The sequence below is a fragment of the Singulisphaera rosea genome (assembly GCF_054877945.1).
Genome location: NZ_JBTYIP020000018.1, coordinates 54,386 through 70,190 on the forward strand (window position 1 = coordinate 54,386; position 15,805 = coordinate 70,190).

Genomic DNA, 15,805 nt, shown 5'->3' on the forward strand with positions numbered 1-15,805 from the left:
CCGACAACCGCAATCAAACTCGGGGCGAACACCGAGGAGAGTTCCCCCTCCGATTGGGCTCGTCGTTGCTCACCCAATCCTCGGATTCTGGGTTGGCGAGCTTTCGACGCAAGGCTTGTGAGCATTGGCTGATCGGAACGTTCGAGGGACTCACGAACTCGGGAGTGATTGGAGGAGAGGACGGAGGGCCGACCAAAGCTGTTGCTTGATCTGAACGGCGACCGGATTCGACAGGCGTTCGGGGCGACGGTCTCGGGGCTCGCCCGAGGCGAGGGCGCCGATCGTCAGTTCACCGTCGGTGTAGTAGCGGTCCCCACCTCCGTTCCGCCCCAGGACAGTCGAGCCGACGCCGGTGACCTGGAAGACTTGGGTGAGCCATCCTTTATTGCGGAGGTCGGCGAATAGGCCGTCACGCTCCGCGTCGACGTCGGGGCCGATGTGGTGAGTGATCTGGGCCGTCCGATGGCTGATGCCGACGCTCCGGTCGAAGGTCACGGCCCCGATCCAGAGGGGGACGCCGTCGCGACCGAGTTCCTTGGAGTTCCAGAACCGGACGTGATGGCGACGCCGGGCACTGTCTCCGACGGGCTTCTCGAAGGCCAGGTCTTGCCTGCGACCGAAGAGAAAAAGGTCGCTCACCGGGGCGTCGAGGTAGGGGCGATCGAGGAGCACGCTCCTCGCGATGCGAAGGCTCGAGCGGACCGTCACCGGGTCGGCCGGCTCCCAACCCGACCCCAGCATCGCGTTCACGACTTCCGCCTCCGTGCCGATCAGTCCGACGTTGAGCGGGTCGCCAGGGATCCCCTGCTTCGTGGTGGTCGTCTTGGGCGCCGACTCGAGCGCGGGGTGGTGTTCGTAGTGCCGCCAGAGCACGGGAAGAATTACGTAGGCCGCCAGGAGCCAGGCGGCCACCGTGACGGCCAGGACCTTCAGGCTCAGGATCGTGAGTCGTCGTTTTCGAGAAACACCCGGGGATTCCATGGCGAGAGCGAGTCCCTTGATCGTGGTCTTGGGCAACGCATTGGGCCGAAGCCTTCACACCGAGGTAAGACGCCGGCCGCGGGAGACTACGACTTGGCCTTTGCGATCGGGACGATCTTGGCGGCGACGGCCCGCAAGTAATCTCCCGGAGCCAGGATGATTTGCAGACCCCGCATCCCCGCAGAGATCGAGATCACCTCGAACAATTCGATCGTCTCGTCGGCATAAACCGGGTAGACCTTCTTGCAGGCCAGGGCGGTCACCCCTCCTCGAATATAACCGGTGAGGGGCTCGACCTCCTTAAGTGAGACGGGCTCCACCTTCTTGTCCCCGGTCGACTTCGCAATCGCCTTGAGATCGAGTTGGGCATCCCCCGGCACCACCGCCAGGCAGACCCCATGCTTGTCACCGCGAACGACCAAGGTCTTGAACACCTGTTCGGCGGGGAGGCCGACCTTCCTCGCGACGCTCTCCGCGGCGAGATCCTCAGGGTCGACCTCGTACTCCCGCAACTGGTAGAGGATTCCGAGGGTGTCGAGTCGCCGAACGGCGTTGGTCTTCATGAGTGTGGTTCGGGGTCGAGGGTCGTCCAATCCTGAGTTTGTTGCCGATCGGCCCTCGACCGAAGTGATCGGGAGTTGGGCCCGGATCAACGTTCGTACAACTCCAGCGGGAGGCCGTCGGGGTCCGCGAAGAACGTGAAGCGCTTCCCCGTCAACTCGTCGATGCGGACAGGCTCGACGGAAACCCCTCGGCGTTGCAGCTCGTCGACGGCCTCGGCGACATTCGCGACCTCGAACGCAAGGTGACGCAGACCTCGGGCTTCGGGATAGCTCAGTCGCTGGGGCGGATTCTTGAACGAGAAGAGCTCGATCTGGGTCTGGTCGGGGAGCCTCAGGTCAAGTTTATAGGAGTCTCGTTCGCTCCGATAAAGCTCGGAGACGACCTCGAGGCCCAAGGTCTCCGTGTAGAAGGCCTTCGAAGCCCCATAATCCGAACAGATGATCGCAACGTGGTGGGTCCGCAATAGTTTCATGTCGCATCTCCGAAAGCTCACAGAGTCCCCCGGAAGGCGGGATCTCGATTCGACTCGAACTTCGTCGATCCGAACGACCCTCGAGGGATCGACCGCTCGGGATATTGTGGAAGGATCACGAAGGCAGATCCGTACGGAGACGGTTAGACCGGACGCTCCGTTTCGGTCGTCGGTTCGGCCGAGATCTCGGGGACGAAGAGAGGGCGGAGCGTAGCCGGGACGCGGCGAGGGCGATGCGTCTTGGGGTCGAGGGCGACCCAGACGGTGCGAACTCGGGCGATCGAGGCGCCGTCTCCGGGGCGGGCGATCTCCACGAATCGTTCGAACGTGGCGCCGTCGACAGCCCCGACCCAGGTCCTCGCGACGAGTTCGTCGCCGGAGAACGCGGGTTTGAGATAGTCAACCTCGTGGCGACGGACCACCCAGACCAGGGCTTCCACCAACTCGGGGGTTGCGGCGGCATACCAATGGGCCACGGCGGCATCCTGTGCGTATCGAAGATACACGACATTATTGACGTGCCCCATCTGATCGATGTCCTGGGGCGCGACGCGCAAGGTGTGTTCGAAGACGTTCGGCATGCCCGGGACCGGCTCCACCATTTTTGAACTTCGGAAGCATCTCGCGAAACACGGTTCGGGATCGACATGACCGAGGGACGTCGCGAACAACACCGACACCGACTCCGACCAGTCGAGGACGCACTCCACCGACCCTCCCTCGCATCGGACGGCGGACCGATTGTGGTCGAGGTTGGCGGGTTGGGCAAGATCTCATCGCCGCCTTTCTCGGCCCCCCTCGACGCCACGCCCTCGGGTTATACCTGACCTTGAGGATTACTGGACCTCGAACGTGAGGGCAACAAGTCCCCAATTGATCAGTCGCCAAGACCTTCCGGATTTCGACGTCTTTCCTAAGGCGAACGTGGGCGCGTCCCGCAAGAGGTGCACACACGTCCAAACGACGTCGGAACTTCCCCCCCGCGGTTCGGATCAAGTCGTGCTCCATAAACCGAGGGGCGAATCGGACGCGCTCCTCCCCATTCGATTTTGTTTACATAGTTTTACAGATACGTTCAGGACGCGCATCACGCTCGGCCATGCTCCGATCCTGGCAGAATGCGTCGCAGCCCGAGACCCTAAGTCCTGCGGAAAGTAGCGGTCCGTTCGACCTCATCCATGGAGTCATTCAATCCGCTCGATGGTCAATGTGTCCCACGGCTCATTTTATGGAGAGGCGATTCACCGCGTTTCATCAGCATACGCAAGAACGACATTGACAATCGGTTGCTTTATGCTAACAATAGACTAGATGAGGCTGCTTTAGGTCACAGCGCCGTGGCCGCTCCTGCGTCGAAGGGGATGCAACGAGCCGAACCGGGCACGGCGCGGGAAGCCTTAGCGAATCCACGATTAGTCAATCCAACCCAAGAGTCACATGGCAGTCGGGTCGCGTGTCGCGTTCCCTGCTGGCCGGGTGACGGCAACCGGAGGGTGTTCTCGATGGCGACGGCAACCACCAGCGCGAAGTCGACGGCGACGAAGGTGACCAAAGCCCAGAAGGAAGCCGCGGGGAGGCTGAAGTTGGCCCAGCGTGCGGCCACGCTGCTGAAGCAGGTCAGCGACGCCACGCGCCTGCAGGTGATCCTGATGCTGGCCGAAGGCGAGAAGCACGTTGGTGCGCTCAGCGAGAACCTGAATCAGAGCCAACCGGCCGTCAGCCATCACCTCGCCCTGCTCCGCCACGGCGGCATCATCGCCCCCCGCCGCCAGGGCAAGAATAACTTCTACGCCCTGACCGAAGTCGGCGAAGAGCTCGCGAAAGTCGTCAAGACCGTCATCTCCTGACAGTTCCTACCTCCGCGCCATCGGATCGAACAGGCCATCGGGCGAGACGCAAGTCTCGCCCGATGGCCCTTGTTTTTAGCCGACTGCGTCTGCGTCCACCCCGGATTGAGTCCTTCCGACGTGGATTGTCGGTCGAGTTCGCCCTCCGATGAGATCGAGTCACACTTCTGCGATATCTCTAAATTAGAGAGCAAACCGGGTGCGGCGAGGTTGAGTTCGGACGATCCGAAGCGAGGACCACGCCGGAGCAACGAGCCGACACATTATCAGGCACGCGAAGGTCATTCCTTGGATATGTCGAGGGGCGGGGTGAAGTCTTTGACTTTCCGCTCGCACGCCCTCATAACCTACATGGATTGACCGGGACGTTCACCCATCCGGAGGACCTGATGAGATTCCTCGTTGTTGTCGTGCTGGCGGCCTTCTTGTCGATCAATGCCCCCGGTTCCGCCGAGGCGGGCCGGCTCAGCCTCGTGGCAGGCGGTGGCACGGGGGGAGACGGTTCCTCGGCCACGCAGGCCAGGATCACCAGCCCGTTCGGTGTGGAATTCACCGCGGACGGGACGCTGTACTTCGTGGAGATGACCGGCCATCGGCTCCGGAAGATCGACCGCAACGGCAAGGTGACCACCATCGCCGGGTCGGGAGAAGCCGGGGACGGCGGCGACGGAGGCCTCGCGGCCGGGGCCAAAGTTAATGGGATGCACAGCCTCGCGATTACGAGGAATGATGACATCTTCATAGCCGACACCTGGAACAACCGCGTCCGTAAGATCGACGCGCGCACCGGACACATCACGACGGTGGTAGGGACCGGCCGTAAAGGGTTCTCGGGGGACGGCGGGCCGGCGACGAAGGCCGACTTCGGGGGCATCTATTGCCTGGCCCTCGACGAAGACAAGGGGGCGCTCTACCTCGCCGACCTCGACAACCGGCGCATCCGCGTCCTCGACCTCAAGACCGGCATCGTTTCCACCGTGGCGGGGAACGGCAAGAAAGGGATCCCCGAGGACGGCGCCGACGCCCGCTCCGCCCCTCTCGTCGACCCGAGGGCCGTGGCCGTCGATCGCCAGGGACATGTCTATATTCTGGAACGCTCGGGGAATGCCTTGCGTGTCGTCGACCCTTCCGGAAAGATCCGGACGGTCGCCGGGACCGGGAAGCGCGGGAATTCGGGCGACGGCGAGGATGCTCGCAAGGCGACCATGGACGGCCCGAAGCATCTTTGCATCGACCCGCAAGGGAATGTCCTGATCGCCGATACCGAGAATCACCGCATCCGCCTCTATCGCCCATCCGACGGGACCATCCAGGCCATTGCCGGCAACGGGAAGAAGGGGACCGGCGGCCTCGGCGGCCCTCCCACCGAGGCCGAGCTCGCCCAGCCTCACGGGGTGACCATCGGGCCCGGACAGGTCCTTTACATCTCCGACAGCACCAATGACCGGATCCTCAAGATCGTGCCTTGAGGCGCTCTATAGCGGATCACGCACGCGTTGCGCACGTCGGAGGAAAACGGGGACTGGCTCCCGGCAGGATCGGGCTGGGGTTTTCGCGAATGAACATGGAGGCCGGGTGCCTGTCCCGATTTCCCGGGCCGTCGCCGTCCGCTGCCGGCGAAAACGGCGACAGGCACCTGCGCTTCGCTGCGGAGCCAGTCCCCGTTTTCGCCTCCGCTCTCGGGTCACAGACACGCCGTACCGTGTGCAACCCAACCGTTTGCCGCCCTAGTCCCCGGCCTTGAAAGAAGTGGACACCCGGCCGAACGGGCGTGGGGCATGAGTGCCCTGCTCCACGGAGGGATTGCGAACGCAACTCGTTAGCCCGCCGCCGAGATCCTCGATTGACCCTGAGACGACTCCGATCTATGATCCCGCCCGCGCGGGGATTCGTACATCACGGGTCGAAATCCCGTCTCGGGTGGAGGGCGTGCATGGGTCTCGCTGTTGGCCTTCTCTTGGCCGTCCTGGTCGGTGATGCCGCGGTTGCGGGTTCACCCTCGCAGGATGGCACCTCGAACACGTCGAGCCAGGGTAAGGCGCCGTCTGGGCCGCTCGTCTCGTTCGAAGTTCGTTACATGTCGGTATCGAACTCGGAGTGGCGGGGCAAATTCGACACGAGGCTCCGGCCGATCGCTCGAGGGGGCGGTACATCGATCTGGGCGGTCGACCGGGCAACCTTCCAGGATCTATTGGGAACGCTCAAGCAGGAACCCCACTCCAACATTCTCGAGGCGCCGAAGTTCAAGAGCCCGGCGAGCGGGCCCGTGAATATCGCCAACGAGACCCCGATTCGTTACGTGGCCCACCTGAAACGCACCGCGAACGGGCCGATCAATCGCGCGACCTCGCTCAAGTTCGAACCCGAGACGGACGAGGTCCGCGACGGCATCCAGATTCGCATCTCCTCGGGCCGAGTCACCGAGGACGGGCTTCTCGCCCACCTGAATGTCGACGACACTCGATTCGTCACCTTCCACACGACGACCATCTCCGAGTCGTTGCTGTCCCATTCCAAGGATGACTCGAGCTCGGCAAGCCTCCCGATCCTGGAAAAACTTCATATCAACAAGGGTAACAGTCGCCAGACCTTGGGCGGACAGATCAAGATCCCCGAAGTCGTCTCGTGTAAGATCGACCTGGAGCTGTTGATCCCTCGGGACGGATTCCTGCTCATGAGCCCCGGCCCCTGGACCAGCCCGAGCAAGGGTATCGTGCAAGAACGCATGGTCGCACTCAGCTACACGATCGATCCGACGCAGTCGTCGCCGACTGCGCCGACTGCCTCGCAGACGTCTCCTTCGCTCCCACCGCTGCCTTGAGCACATTGGATTCGTCGAATGTCGAGCTCGCGACGTTCTCGACGGACGCGATCAAATTCCTACCTCGGTCCCCGCGACGAGCATTCTCGCCACCGGTGGATCGCGGCATTTCCCCGCCGTCGATAAGTACGGTTCGGAACAAAATTCAAAAAGTTTCCGATTGGATGTGGCCCGTCGGCGTTTCTCCCCCGTAGGAAGGTTGTCCGGGAAACACAAGGCAACACGTGCGAGTCTCGGACATACTCTAGCGGGGAGCACTTCGATGATTCGGTTCCGTGGCTTTTCCTCGAACGCGGCGCGAGTGACGGCCCTGGCGACGGTGATCGGCCTCGCGTCGATCTCCTCGGCTTACGCACGAGGCGGCGGTGGTCATGGCGGTGGCGGCCATGGTGGTGGCCATGTCGGCGGTGGTCATGTCGGAGGCCACTACGGCGGCGGTTATCATCACGGCGGCGCGTACCATCACACCGGCGGCTATTACCATGGTGGCGGTGGCTACTACAACCGCGGCTACGGCGGGTACTACGGAGGCCTCGGGTACGGCCTGGGCTATGGCGGGTACGGATACGGATACGGCGGATCTGGATACAACTCGGGCTACTATGGCTCGTCTTACCCGAGCTATTACTCGAGCGGCTACTCGTCGTATGTCCCGACGACCACGACCCAACCCGCCGCCCCTTACCTGACGGGGCAGTATTACGAACCTGGCGACGGATACCGGTATCCGGTTTACTTCAATCCCGCGACCGGGACGACGATCTACTACCCCGTGAGCCAGTGACGCGACGACCACCCTTCCCGCCGGGTTCCCCCGCACCCGTCGGTGTTGCCCACGCGTCGACCCGCTCGTCTGCCGCCTCTCGAGGCGCGGGCGAGCGGGTCGAGTTCGTTTCCACCCGTCAACCGATTCGGCGGGGAGTTGCGGAGACCCGTCGATCGCTGTCCGTTCGAGACTTCGGGACGAACTCCGAGTGGCATGCGCACCGCCAGTCTTGCTATCATGGTCTCAGGACTAACCCAGGGGAATCCCCGAAGACCGGCAATCGGGCCGGTAGAGAGTGAACATGGCAGCCTATTATTGTTCCGATCCGCATGCATTCCATGCCAACATCCTGAAGTACAGCCGTCGGCTCGAATTCATGACCGACGACGACCGCGAGGCTTTCCTCGCGCACGAGGCCGCAGGGCGCGACATGCGCCAGTTCTCGATCAGTAGCGAGTCGGTCGACCGCATGAATCGAGGCCTGGTGTTCAATATCAACGGCAGGGTGCAGCCCGAGGATACCTTATGGTGTCTCGGCGACTGGGCATTCGGCCGAGGCTCCGACTATCTCCGCAACGCGCGTTGGTTCCGTGACCAGATCCGGTGCCGGAACGTCTATCTCGTCTGGGGGAACCACGACGAGCGTCGGATTCGCGACCTCTTCTCGGCGACCTACGACCAGGTCGAGATCCGCGACGGCGACGTCCGGATGACGCTCAACCATTATCCGATGCTGACCTGGAATGGCCAGCACCATGCATCGGTCGCGGCACCCAATATCCACCTCTACGGACACGTCCACGCCATCTATCAGAAAGAACCGGCGACAAGCCCGGTCAAGGACGACGCCGCCTGGCCTGCGCTCGACGTCGGGTTCGACGGCCACGCTTATCAGGTTTGGTCGTTGGACGAGATTCTGGAACAGCTCCGACCCAAGCTCGAGGCCTTCGAGGCCCTCAAGCGCGAGCGTGCCCAGTTCGACCCGTTCCGGGCTCGGGGCCACCGTGTCATGGCCGGTTAAGTCGCCGAAGCGGGATCCGTGAAATTTATGTCCCGGGCCCGGGTTGAACTCTCGGACTTCCGACAATCCTTGCTAGTATCCCGCCTTCTCCTTGAGGACGGCGTGGGCAACGTCCGTGGTGAGGTCGTCGTCGTTTTTCTCGAGCTCGCGCATGGCCTGGTCGAAACGCCGATTGGCCATGCGTAGATAGAGCTGTCCCGAAACCCGCCCCGAAGGGGTCGCGGTGTTCGAGGAGAGCTCATGGTCAAGGCGGGCCAGAGTACACGACGCCGTCACGAGAGCGATCGCGGCGTCGGCAATCCGTTCTTGGATGTACTGACGCTCCAGGACGGCTTCGCGGTGTTTGATCAGGGTCCATTCGATCGTCCACGAAAATCGAGAGACCCGGTGCGCCAGAGACGCGGCGGCTGGTTTGAGAAGACTTGACGTGACCGGGATCGAAACCGACCGGGCCCGTTTCACCAGGTGGTCGCGGCTGAACTTCCAAAGGGTCGGGAGGAAGCGCGTTGGGCTCTTGAGTCCGCCCAAGGTCGCCTTGAAGCCCTCGGCGATGTCGCGCATCCCGACCAGGGCGATGAACGCCTTGAGGACCTCGTTCGCCCCCTCGCCGATCGTGTTGATTCGCGCGTCGCGCATCATCCGCTCGTAGGGCTCGTTGGAGAAATAGCCCTGGCCGCCGTGGACCTGGAGCGTCTCGTACGACCCTTGCCAGAGCATCTCGGTCGAGAAGACCTTGAGGATGGCGGTCTCGAGCATGTAATCCTCGGCGCCCCGGTCGATCAGCGCGGCGGTCTGCTCCGTGGTCGCCTGCATGGCGTAGGCGGTCGCGGCCAGGAACGCGAGCTTCTTCTTGATCAACTCGAGGTCCGCGAGCGGACGGCCGAACTGGCGACGCCGGGCCGCGTGCCGGGCGGCCGCCACCACATAGGTCTTCGCCGCACCGGTGCAGCTCGCCCCGAAGGTGGTCCGACCGAAGTCGAGGACCGTCAGCGCGACTTTGAGCCCCTTGCCCAGAGGCCCGAGGATGTTCGAGGCGGGGACCGGCATGTCGTGGAACGCCAGTCGCGCGGTCGCCGTCCCGCGGATACCACACTTGGGCATCCGGGCCTCGACGACCTCGAAGCCCGGGAGGTCGGGGGTGACGAGGAAGGCCGTGACCTTCGACTCACCTCCCTTGGGGTCGGGGGTCCGGGCCATGACCGTCAGGACGTCGGCGATGGCGCCGTTGGTGATATAGCGCTTGGTGCCCGTCAGCCGATAGGTTTGCCCGTCCTCGCTCGGGACGGCCGTCGTCTGGACGTTGCTCGCGTCGGAGCCGGCTTCCGTCTCGGTCAACGCGAAGGCCGCGAGCTTCTCACCCCTCGTGAGCGGGGGGAGCCAACGGGCCTTCTGCTCGGGGGTGCCGAAGAGGAGAAGGGCCCGGATCCCGATCGAGTGGTGCGCGTTGACGAAGACGGCCGTCGACGAGCAATGGCCGCCGATCACCTCCATGATCCGGCAGTACCCGAGTTGCGAGAACGCTCGGCCGCCGAATTCCTCGGGCGCGGTCATGCCCAGGACGCCGAGGTTCGCCAGGCCGTCGATCACACTCTGCGGGATGTCGGCGTCGCGGTCGATCGCCGCCGCGTCGATGTTCGAGTCGGCGAACCGCCTGAGGGCCTCGACGGCCGCCTCAACTTTCGGCTTCTCGGAAGCCGAGAGCTGCGGGTACGGAAAAACGACATCTTTCCGAAACTCGCCCCGGAAGAGCGCCTTGGCGAACCCTTCCTGAGAAGGCCCTGAAAAGAGGAGTTCCTCCGCCTGGCGAACCTGCCTGGCGCGTTCGGGGTCGTCGAGCGGCGACGCGGGGGCCCGGCCGGGCGTGGATACGGACATGACGACCTCCTCGAACGGTCGGCCGATCGTCGCACCGATCGACCTTTGGGAGCGGCAAGGAGCGAGACTATCGAAATTCTAACGCGTCCCCACCCTGAAGAAAGCCCGTGTCTCCGAAGACGCGTCCCCAGCTCCCACTCATTCGAAGCGGGTTTTCGAGTGGCTCTTCCGAGACCAGGCCCCCATCGGATCAAACCAACCGGCGCCGTCTTTCCCCAGCCAGAACGCGAAGCCAGTGCCGGCGGCGATCATGACCAGGGTGACCGGCGAGAGATTGTACGCATGGGACACGAGATATCCGAATGTGTCATCGATTTTGAAAGGCGCGACGACCCACTCGCAGTAAAAGCTCAGGACCGCGGCGGCGATGCCGCAGGCAATCCCTCGTGCCCTCGACGCATGCAACGATAAGACATTGCAGCCGAGGCCCAGGAGAGCCCCCGGGATCATGAGACCGTAATACTGATGATCGGCCAACCAGACGAAGATCTTATAACCGAGGACTCCACCCACGACGGCACCGACTAGACCGCGTCCATGACTGACGAGGAGCCTTTTCATACTCGGTCTCTCTCCAGAGTCGGCGACGATTTAAGACCAACTACAAAATCACATCCACGTTTTTCAAGAACCATCAGGGTTTGGGAACCGGCTCGGTGGGCACGGCCTCTCCCAACGCGGACTTCAACGCGTTGCGGAGTTGATCTTCCAGGTGAGGACCTCCGCCGACGAAGAGATGCGTGACCTTCCCCTGGGCGTCGATGATGACGGTCTGGGGGATGGCGTAGGCGCCGTAGAGGTGAGCGACGCCCCCTTCCAGGTCGAGCGCCACGGTGACCTTCAGTTTCTGGCGTTCGAGGAGGGCGGTGACTTGTTTCGCAGACTCCTGGAGGTTCACGGCGATGAGCTCGACGCCTTTTTCGCGGAATTCGTCGGTGACGCGTTCGACGACTGGCATCGCCTGGAGGCACGGGCCGCACCACGTCGCCCAGAAATCCAGGACGTAGACCTTGCCGTGCCCCTGGGACAAGGTGAACGGTCGGCCGTCCAGCAGCTTCAGGGTAAAGTCGGGGGCGAGCTTTCCCACGAGGGGCGATTCCGTCCCCGCCGGTCGGCCGGAGGCATCCCCGCCGGTGGGGTCATCCTTCGGTTCCGGCGCATGCTGGAGCTTCCATTGCTGGTAGGCGAGTTGCGAGGCCTCCTTCTCGATCGCGTTCCCGATCAGGAGTTGGTCGACCTCCTTGAGTTGCACCCGGCAAGTTCCGACGACGTCGCTCGTCCCCAGGAGAGTCTCCTTCGAAAGCTGCTCGGCGAGAAACGTCAGGCGAATCCCGTCGCTACGCAGGACCTGGACGCGGGTCCCCTCCTGGGGCGTCTCCTCCTTCGCTTGACCCTTCGTCGACTCGAGTTCGTCCGGATGGAGCCAGATGATCCGAGAGACACGGTCGCGAGGGACTTCTTTCGTCTCCAGGCGTACCTCGACCTGGATCGTTTTCTCATTCATGGCGACGACCCGACCGCGGAGGTAGTCTCCCTCTTTCGAGCGGATCAGGTGCAACGGCGGGCTATCCTTTTGCATCCGAGGCAGGGTGAGGAGCCGTTCGCGTTTCACCTTGCTCAGTCGGATGCTCGGCGCGGACTCCTTGGCCAGTTCCACGGCTTTGATCTTCGCGTGGGGGACGAAGGTATTCTCCGTCAAGGCGCTCTTGAATGTGACCCCCTGCTCGTCGATCTTCACGATCTCGGAAGGGATCACGTCGCCGGTGCGGAGGTGGAGCGAACGCCCGCCTCCCGACTGGGAATTTGTAGGGGCCGGCTCCGTGACATTTTCCTCCGCACGAACTTGGCCGACGACCATGCGGACGACGTTGCGCGGGACCGCGACGACGGGAGTCGGGGCCGGGTCTTTGTAGAGGATCCGCCCCGAGGTGTTTCGCCGAAGGGGGCTGGCCGAACTGCTGCCGAGAGGCCGCCAGACCAGGCAACTGCCATTACCGGAGTTACGGCCGTCGACCAGCCGACCTTGCATCCGGACGTCATCGACCTCGAGCCGGCCCAGACGCTCGTCGCCGGCTTGAGCCGGCTTCGCATTTCGACTGACAACGACGAACGAGCGAAGCCCGGCCTGGGGAAGACTGAGCGGTTCCTTCACGCCGGTACGCTTGAGGCACCACTCGCCCTTTTCCACTCGAGACAGGTCGCCGCCGATACGGCTTCCGTCCTGGAAAACGGCGCGGCAGACCCGCGCGGGTTCTTCGGCCGGGGGTGACAGGAACAGAGCCGTGATCTTGTCCTCGGCGACTCGGGTTTCGCCCGAATCGGTGCGGACCACGAACTCCTTCTTGGGGCCGTCGTACTTCGCGACCTGGCCGTACAGGATCGAGCCGTCTCCGTTGTGGATCCGAGCCTTCTCCGGGCTCGCGGCGCGGGGAGACTCGCCATTCCAGGGTCCGATCCGCAGCCGTTCCAGACGTACGTCGCCACGCTTATTGGTGATCTGGACGCCAGGGAGCATCTGCGACTTAAGGTCGGCGACCGTGATATCGGCCAGGGGCTTCCCGTCAGGCGCGAAGACGAGGATCCGCCCCTTCTCCTGATCGAGGAAGAGTTGGAGGCGGACCCGGCCAGGCCCCGGGGCGACCTGCTGCACGGAGGCCATGTCGGCTTCCTTCTCCGTTTCGCGGACGACGACCAGATCCCCTTCCCAGACCTCGAATCGGAACGCGCGGAGGAGTGACTTCGGGTCGCCGTTCACCCCGAAAGCGAGCACGAAGTCGGGCTTGGATTTCCAGGAGAGCTCCAACTCGACGGCCGCCTTGCCGGGAAGTCCCAGGTCTCCTCGGATCGTGGCCCCTTCATTCTCCGACAAGAGGTGCCCCGCGTCTTCCCGCCAACTCCCGGCGGGGAGGATCTCACTCCAACCCGAAGTCCCGTTCGGTCCCGAGTAGATGAGCCCGTTCCGGTCGCGCCAGCGGTCGATCCGTTGGATCACCCGGCGCTCGACGTGGAGCAGGCCGGCGCGGGGCGACTCGAGCACGACCTGCTGCTCGTCAAGGTCGACGAGATTGCCGAAGAGGACGTCGCCACCTCCCATCTCGAAGCAGTAGTCGCCGACCGGCTTCGGCGGCTCTCCCTCGAGGGTGTACTGGACCGATTGGACTTCGTCGATGGGAAAGTCGAAGGGCGCGACGAAGGGCGCCGCCTGCCAGCGCAGGGTTGCCCCATCGGGCGAGTCGGTCAATGCGCCAGGGAGAACTCCGCCGTTCTGGAGCCGAAGCACGGAAGGGGTCGGCGAGCGGGTCGCTGCCTCGTCACCGAGAGCGGGCCCCGAGGTTATCCCTAGCAAGGCGAAAAAGAGGCGCCCGATCCCCTTGGAGAGGAACGGCCCCGGCGAGACTTGCCGACGAAGGTTGTGCATCGGTGGCCTGTCCTATCGTTCGTAGATCGGCAAGAACCGGAAATTGAGCGCCAGGGCGAGAAGCGACATCGAGGTGCTGAGCGGGGCGCCAAACTGCCCGTCGAAGCTGCCGTCGGGGCGTTGCGCCTGCTTGAGTTGGCGGACCAGGAGCTTGTTCCATTTCTCCCAGGCGCCGAGGTCCCCTTGGAAAAGGGCCTGGGCCTGGTAATAGCGGGCGTATTCGGGATAGCCCTGAGCGGGTTGTTCGAGCGTCTCCACGAGATACCCGAGGACGGCCTTGTACTCCGGCAAGTCCTTCCGACGCCCGACCGCGTACACCAACCCCCCGATCGACGACCTCGCGAGCGACTCGCCGAATCCGCCCAGCCCGCCCGAGTAGGCGACCTGTCCCGACGTCGAGGTCATCTGCTTGTAATAGGTGAGGGCCCGGTCGATCGACGCGTCGGGGACTTCGATCCCCGCGTTCCTCGCGGCGAGGAGCCCGACGAGCACCGCGCCGCTGACCGAGGTGTCGGCATCGGTCGCGTTCGGCGAATAACGCCAGGCCCCGAGGGGATTCTTCTTCTGTGAGGTAATCGCCGCCCGGACCGCCAGTTCCAGGGCCTGGCCGACGGAGAGCTGCCCTTTTCGATCTCCCCAGAGGACCCGGTCGTCGACCGTCCCATAAGCTTCCGCCAGGGCGAGCATCCCGAAGCCATGGTGATACATGCTGTTCCCCATGATCCCGGTCGTCGAATCCTGACCCGAGATCAGGTGGCGGAGCCCCCTCCGGACGTGGTTGCTGTAGAGCCCGAAGTTGGGGTCTTCCCCAGATGCCAGGAACGCCAGGAGCGCGAGACCGGTGCAGGCCGGCCCTTGCTCCATCGCCCCGTTCCACCCCCCCTCCTCCGTCTGTGTGGCGGCGAGATATTGGAGGCCACGGTCGTACATCTCCCGGACGTCCCGGGGGACGACCTCGCCGACCCGCTCGACCAGGGGCTGCGCCCTCGCCGAGGCCCCCGGCAGCCCCAGGAGCACCACCGATACGAGACCAATCGCCAGCACGGCCTTTCGCGCGATCGGAAACGCATCGCGGATTTTTGGAATCGAAACATGAATGGAAGACATATCATCCTCGTCCTTCGTCAGACGACCGAGCCGGCACGCTTCGCCCTCGGGGCTCGAGCTTCGCGGGCTCGGCAATCTCAGGAAGAAGACCCGCCCTGCGGAACTCCGGCTCACGGCGTTTTGCCCGCTCAAGTCGTTCTCGAAGGATCTTCCATTGGGCGTCGTTGAAGATCGGCTTCAGCTTCGACTCGTGCAAATCGGCCACGAGGCAAAGCACGACCGAAACGTCATCAGGGCCGAATACAACGGGGGGTTCCGTCTCCTTCAGCAACAGCTGAAGGAACTGCCCACGCTGCGAGTCTGTCAGGCTGAGAACTTCGGCCATCGACCAGACCACTTCCTCGGCCCTGGATTTGAAGTGGAAGTAGCGCTTTTGACGCAGGTCCTTGGCATACGCCTCGGTCTGCTCGTCTTGGAGGAGACCGCCATTCAGAGTCTTGGCAAAAACCGAGCCCTCTTCAAAGAGTCCGGTGCGACTCCGGGAGCGGAGCACCTGAAACCGCTCGATGTTGCGGAACTGCTGCGTCTGATCACCCATATCCGACCGAATCCGCTGCCTGACCGTTTCGAGTTCATCGAGGAATCGAGTGATGTCGCCCCGTCCTGCCAATGCGAGCTTCTCCCTTTGTTTCTCCGACAATCGACAACTACGGTCGATCTCCGCAATTTTCACGTTGAGAAGTAAATGAAGCGTCTCCCGATTCTCGGGCGTGTTCGTCACGATCACCCCCCCGACGGGGCGACGGCCGGCCGGATCGCCCCTCAGGACCCGCCTGACGGGACGCGCCTCGACGGGGTTCGGCTCCAGCTTAAGCTCTTGGCCGTCCGCCGTGACGGCGATCATCCCAAGCACGAAGACCCATCGAAGATGGATTCGATAATCCGAGAGATTCATCGAATGCCTCCTCAGTACGAGAGCTCAGCCGTGCCAGA

Annotated in this window: 14 protein-coding genes; 5 read left to right on the plus strand and 9 right to left on the minus strand. The window is 63.5% G+C overall.

The features are described 5' to 3' along the window. Positions 1-150: 150 nt before the first annotated feature. The 4 genes from ACYOEI_RS25885 to ACYOEI_RS25900 form a co-directional block, all read right to left on the minus strand. Positions 151-981, minus strand: coding sequence for an LssY C-terminal domain-containing protein (locus ACYOEI_RS25885; RefSeq protein WP_462852529.1), 831 nt, complete (start codon positions 979-981; stop codon positions 151-153). A gap of 86 nt (positions 982-1,067) precedes the next feature. Next, complete coding sequence (gene ybaK / locus ACYOEI_RS25890) at positions 1,068-1,544, minus strand: Cys-tRNA(Pro) deacylase (protein ID WP_462852530.1); 477 nt, start codon at positions 1,542-1,544, stop codon at positions 1,068-1,070. 86 nt (positions 1,545-1,630) lie between these two features. Then, positions 1,631-2,017, minus strand: a complete 387-nt coding sequence (gloA2, locus tag ACYOEI_RS25895) for an SMU1112c/YaeR family gloxylase I-like metalloprotein (RefSeq protein WP_462852531.1) — start codon at positions 2,015-2,017, stop codon at positions 1,631-1,633. A gap of 143 nt (positions 2,018-2,160) precedes the next feature. After that, a complete protein-coding gene (locus ACYOEI_RS25900) occupies positions 2,161-2,619 on the minus strand; it encodes an acyl-CoA thioesterase (protein WP_462852532.1) in 459 nt (152 codons plus the stop codon). Positions 2,620-3,519: 900 nt separating this feature from the next. Between ACYOEI_RS25900 and ACYOEI_RS25905 the strand changes: the two genes are divergently transcribed. The 5 genes from ACYOEI_RS25905 (at position 3,520) to ACYOEI_RS25925 (ending at position 8,472) form a co-directional block, all read left to right on the plus strand. Beyond that, complete coding sequence (locus ACYOEI_RS25905) at positions 3,520-3,864, plus strand: ArsR/SmtB family transcription factor (RefSeq protein WP_462852533.1); 345 nt, start codon at positions 3,520-3,522, stop codon at positions 3,862-3,864. A 389-nt stretch (positions 3,865-4,253) separates the two neighbouring features. After that, entirely contained in the window at positions 4,254-5,333 is a 1,080-nt protein-coding gene (locus ACYOEI_RS25910; RefSeq protein WP_462852534.1) for an NHL domain-containing protein, read from the plus strand. Between the two features lie 464 nt (positions 5,334-5,797). Beyond that, positions 5,798-6,685, plus strand: coding sequence for a hypothetical protein (locus ACYOEI_RS25915; protein WP_462852535.1), 888 nt, complete (start codon positions 5,798-5,800; stop codon positions 6,683-6,685). 262 nt (positions 6,686-6,947) lie between these two features. Continuing rightward, positions 6,948-7,469: a hypothetical protein gene (locus tag ACYOEI_RS25920; protein WP_462852536.1), complete on the plus strand. Its 522-nt coding sequence runs from the start codon at positions 6,948-6,950 to the stop codon at positions 7,467-7,469. 283 nt (positions 7,470-7,752) lie between these two features. After that, entirely contained in the window at positions 7,753-8,472 is a 720-nt protein-coding gene (locus ACYOEI_RS25925) for a phosphoesterase (RefSeq protein ID WP_462852537.1), read from the plus strand. A 72-nt stretch (positions 8,473-8,544) separates the two neighbouring features. Here ACYOEI_RS25925 and ACYOEI_RS25930 read toward each other — a convergent pair whose 3' ends face one another. From ACYOEI_RS25930 to ACYOEI_RS25950, 5 genes are all read right to left on the minus strand, one after another. Further along, on the minus strand, positions 8,545-10,347 hold the full coding sequence (locus ACYOEI_RS25930; RefSeq protein ID WP_462852538.1) for an acyl-CoA dehydrogenase family protein: 1,803 nt from the start codon (positions 10,345-10,347) through the stop codon (positions 8,545-8,547). 138 nt (positions 10,348-10,485) lie between these two features. Continuing rightward, positions 10,486-10,908: a hypothetical protein gene (locus tag ACYOEI_RS25935; RefSeq protein ID WP_462852539.1), complete on the minus strand. Its 423-nt coding sequence runs from the start codon at positions 10,906-10,908 to the stop codon at positions 10,486-10,488. Between the two features lie 73 nt (positions 10,909-10,981). After that, a complete protein-coding gene (locus tag ACYOEI_RS25940) occupies positions 10,982-13,765 on the minus strand; it encodes a TlpA family protein disulfide reductase (RefSeq protein WP_462852540.1) in 2,784 nt (927 codons plus the stop codon). Positions 13,766-13,777: 12 nt separating this feature from the next. Next, positions 13,778-14,872 carry a prenyltransferase/squalene oxidase repeat-containing protein gene (locus ACYOEI_RS25945; RefSeq protein WP_462852541.1) on the minus strand — a complete coding sequence of 365 codons (1,095 nt, stop codon included), beginning with the start codon at positions 14,870-14,872 and terminating at the stop codon, positions 13,778-13,780. 1 nt (position 14,873) lies between these two features. Further along, positions 14,874-15,767, minus strand: coding sequence for a hypothetical protein (locus tag ACYOEI_RS25950; protein ID WP_462852542.1), 894 nt, complete (start codon positions 15,765-15,767; stop codon positions 14,874-14,876). Positions 15,768-15,805: the final 38 nt, after the last annotated feature.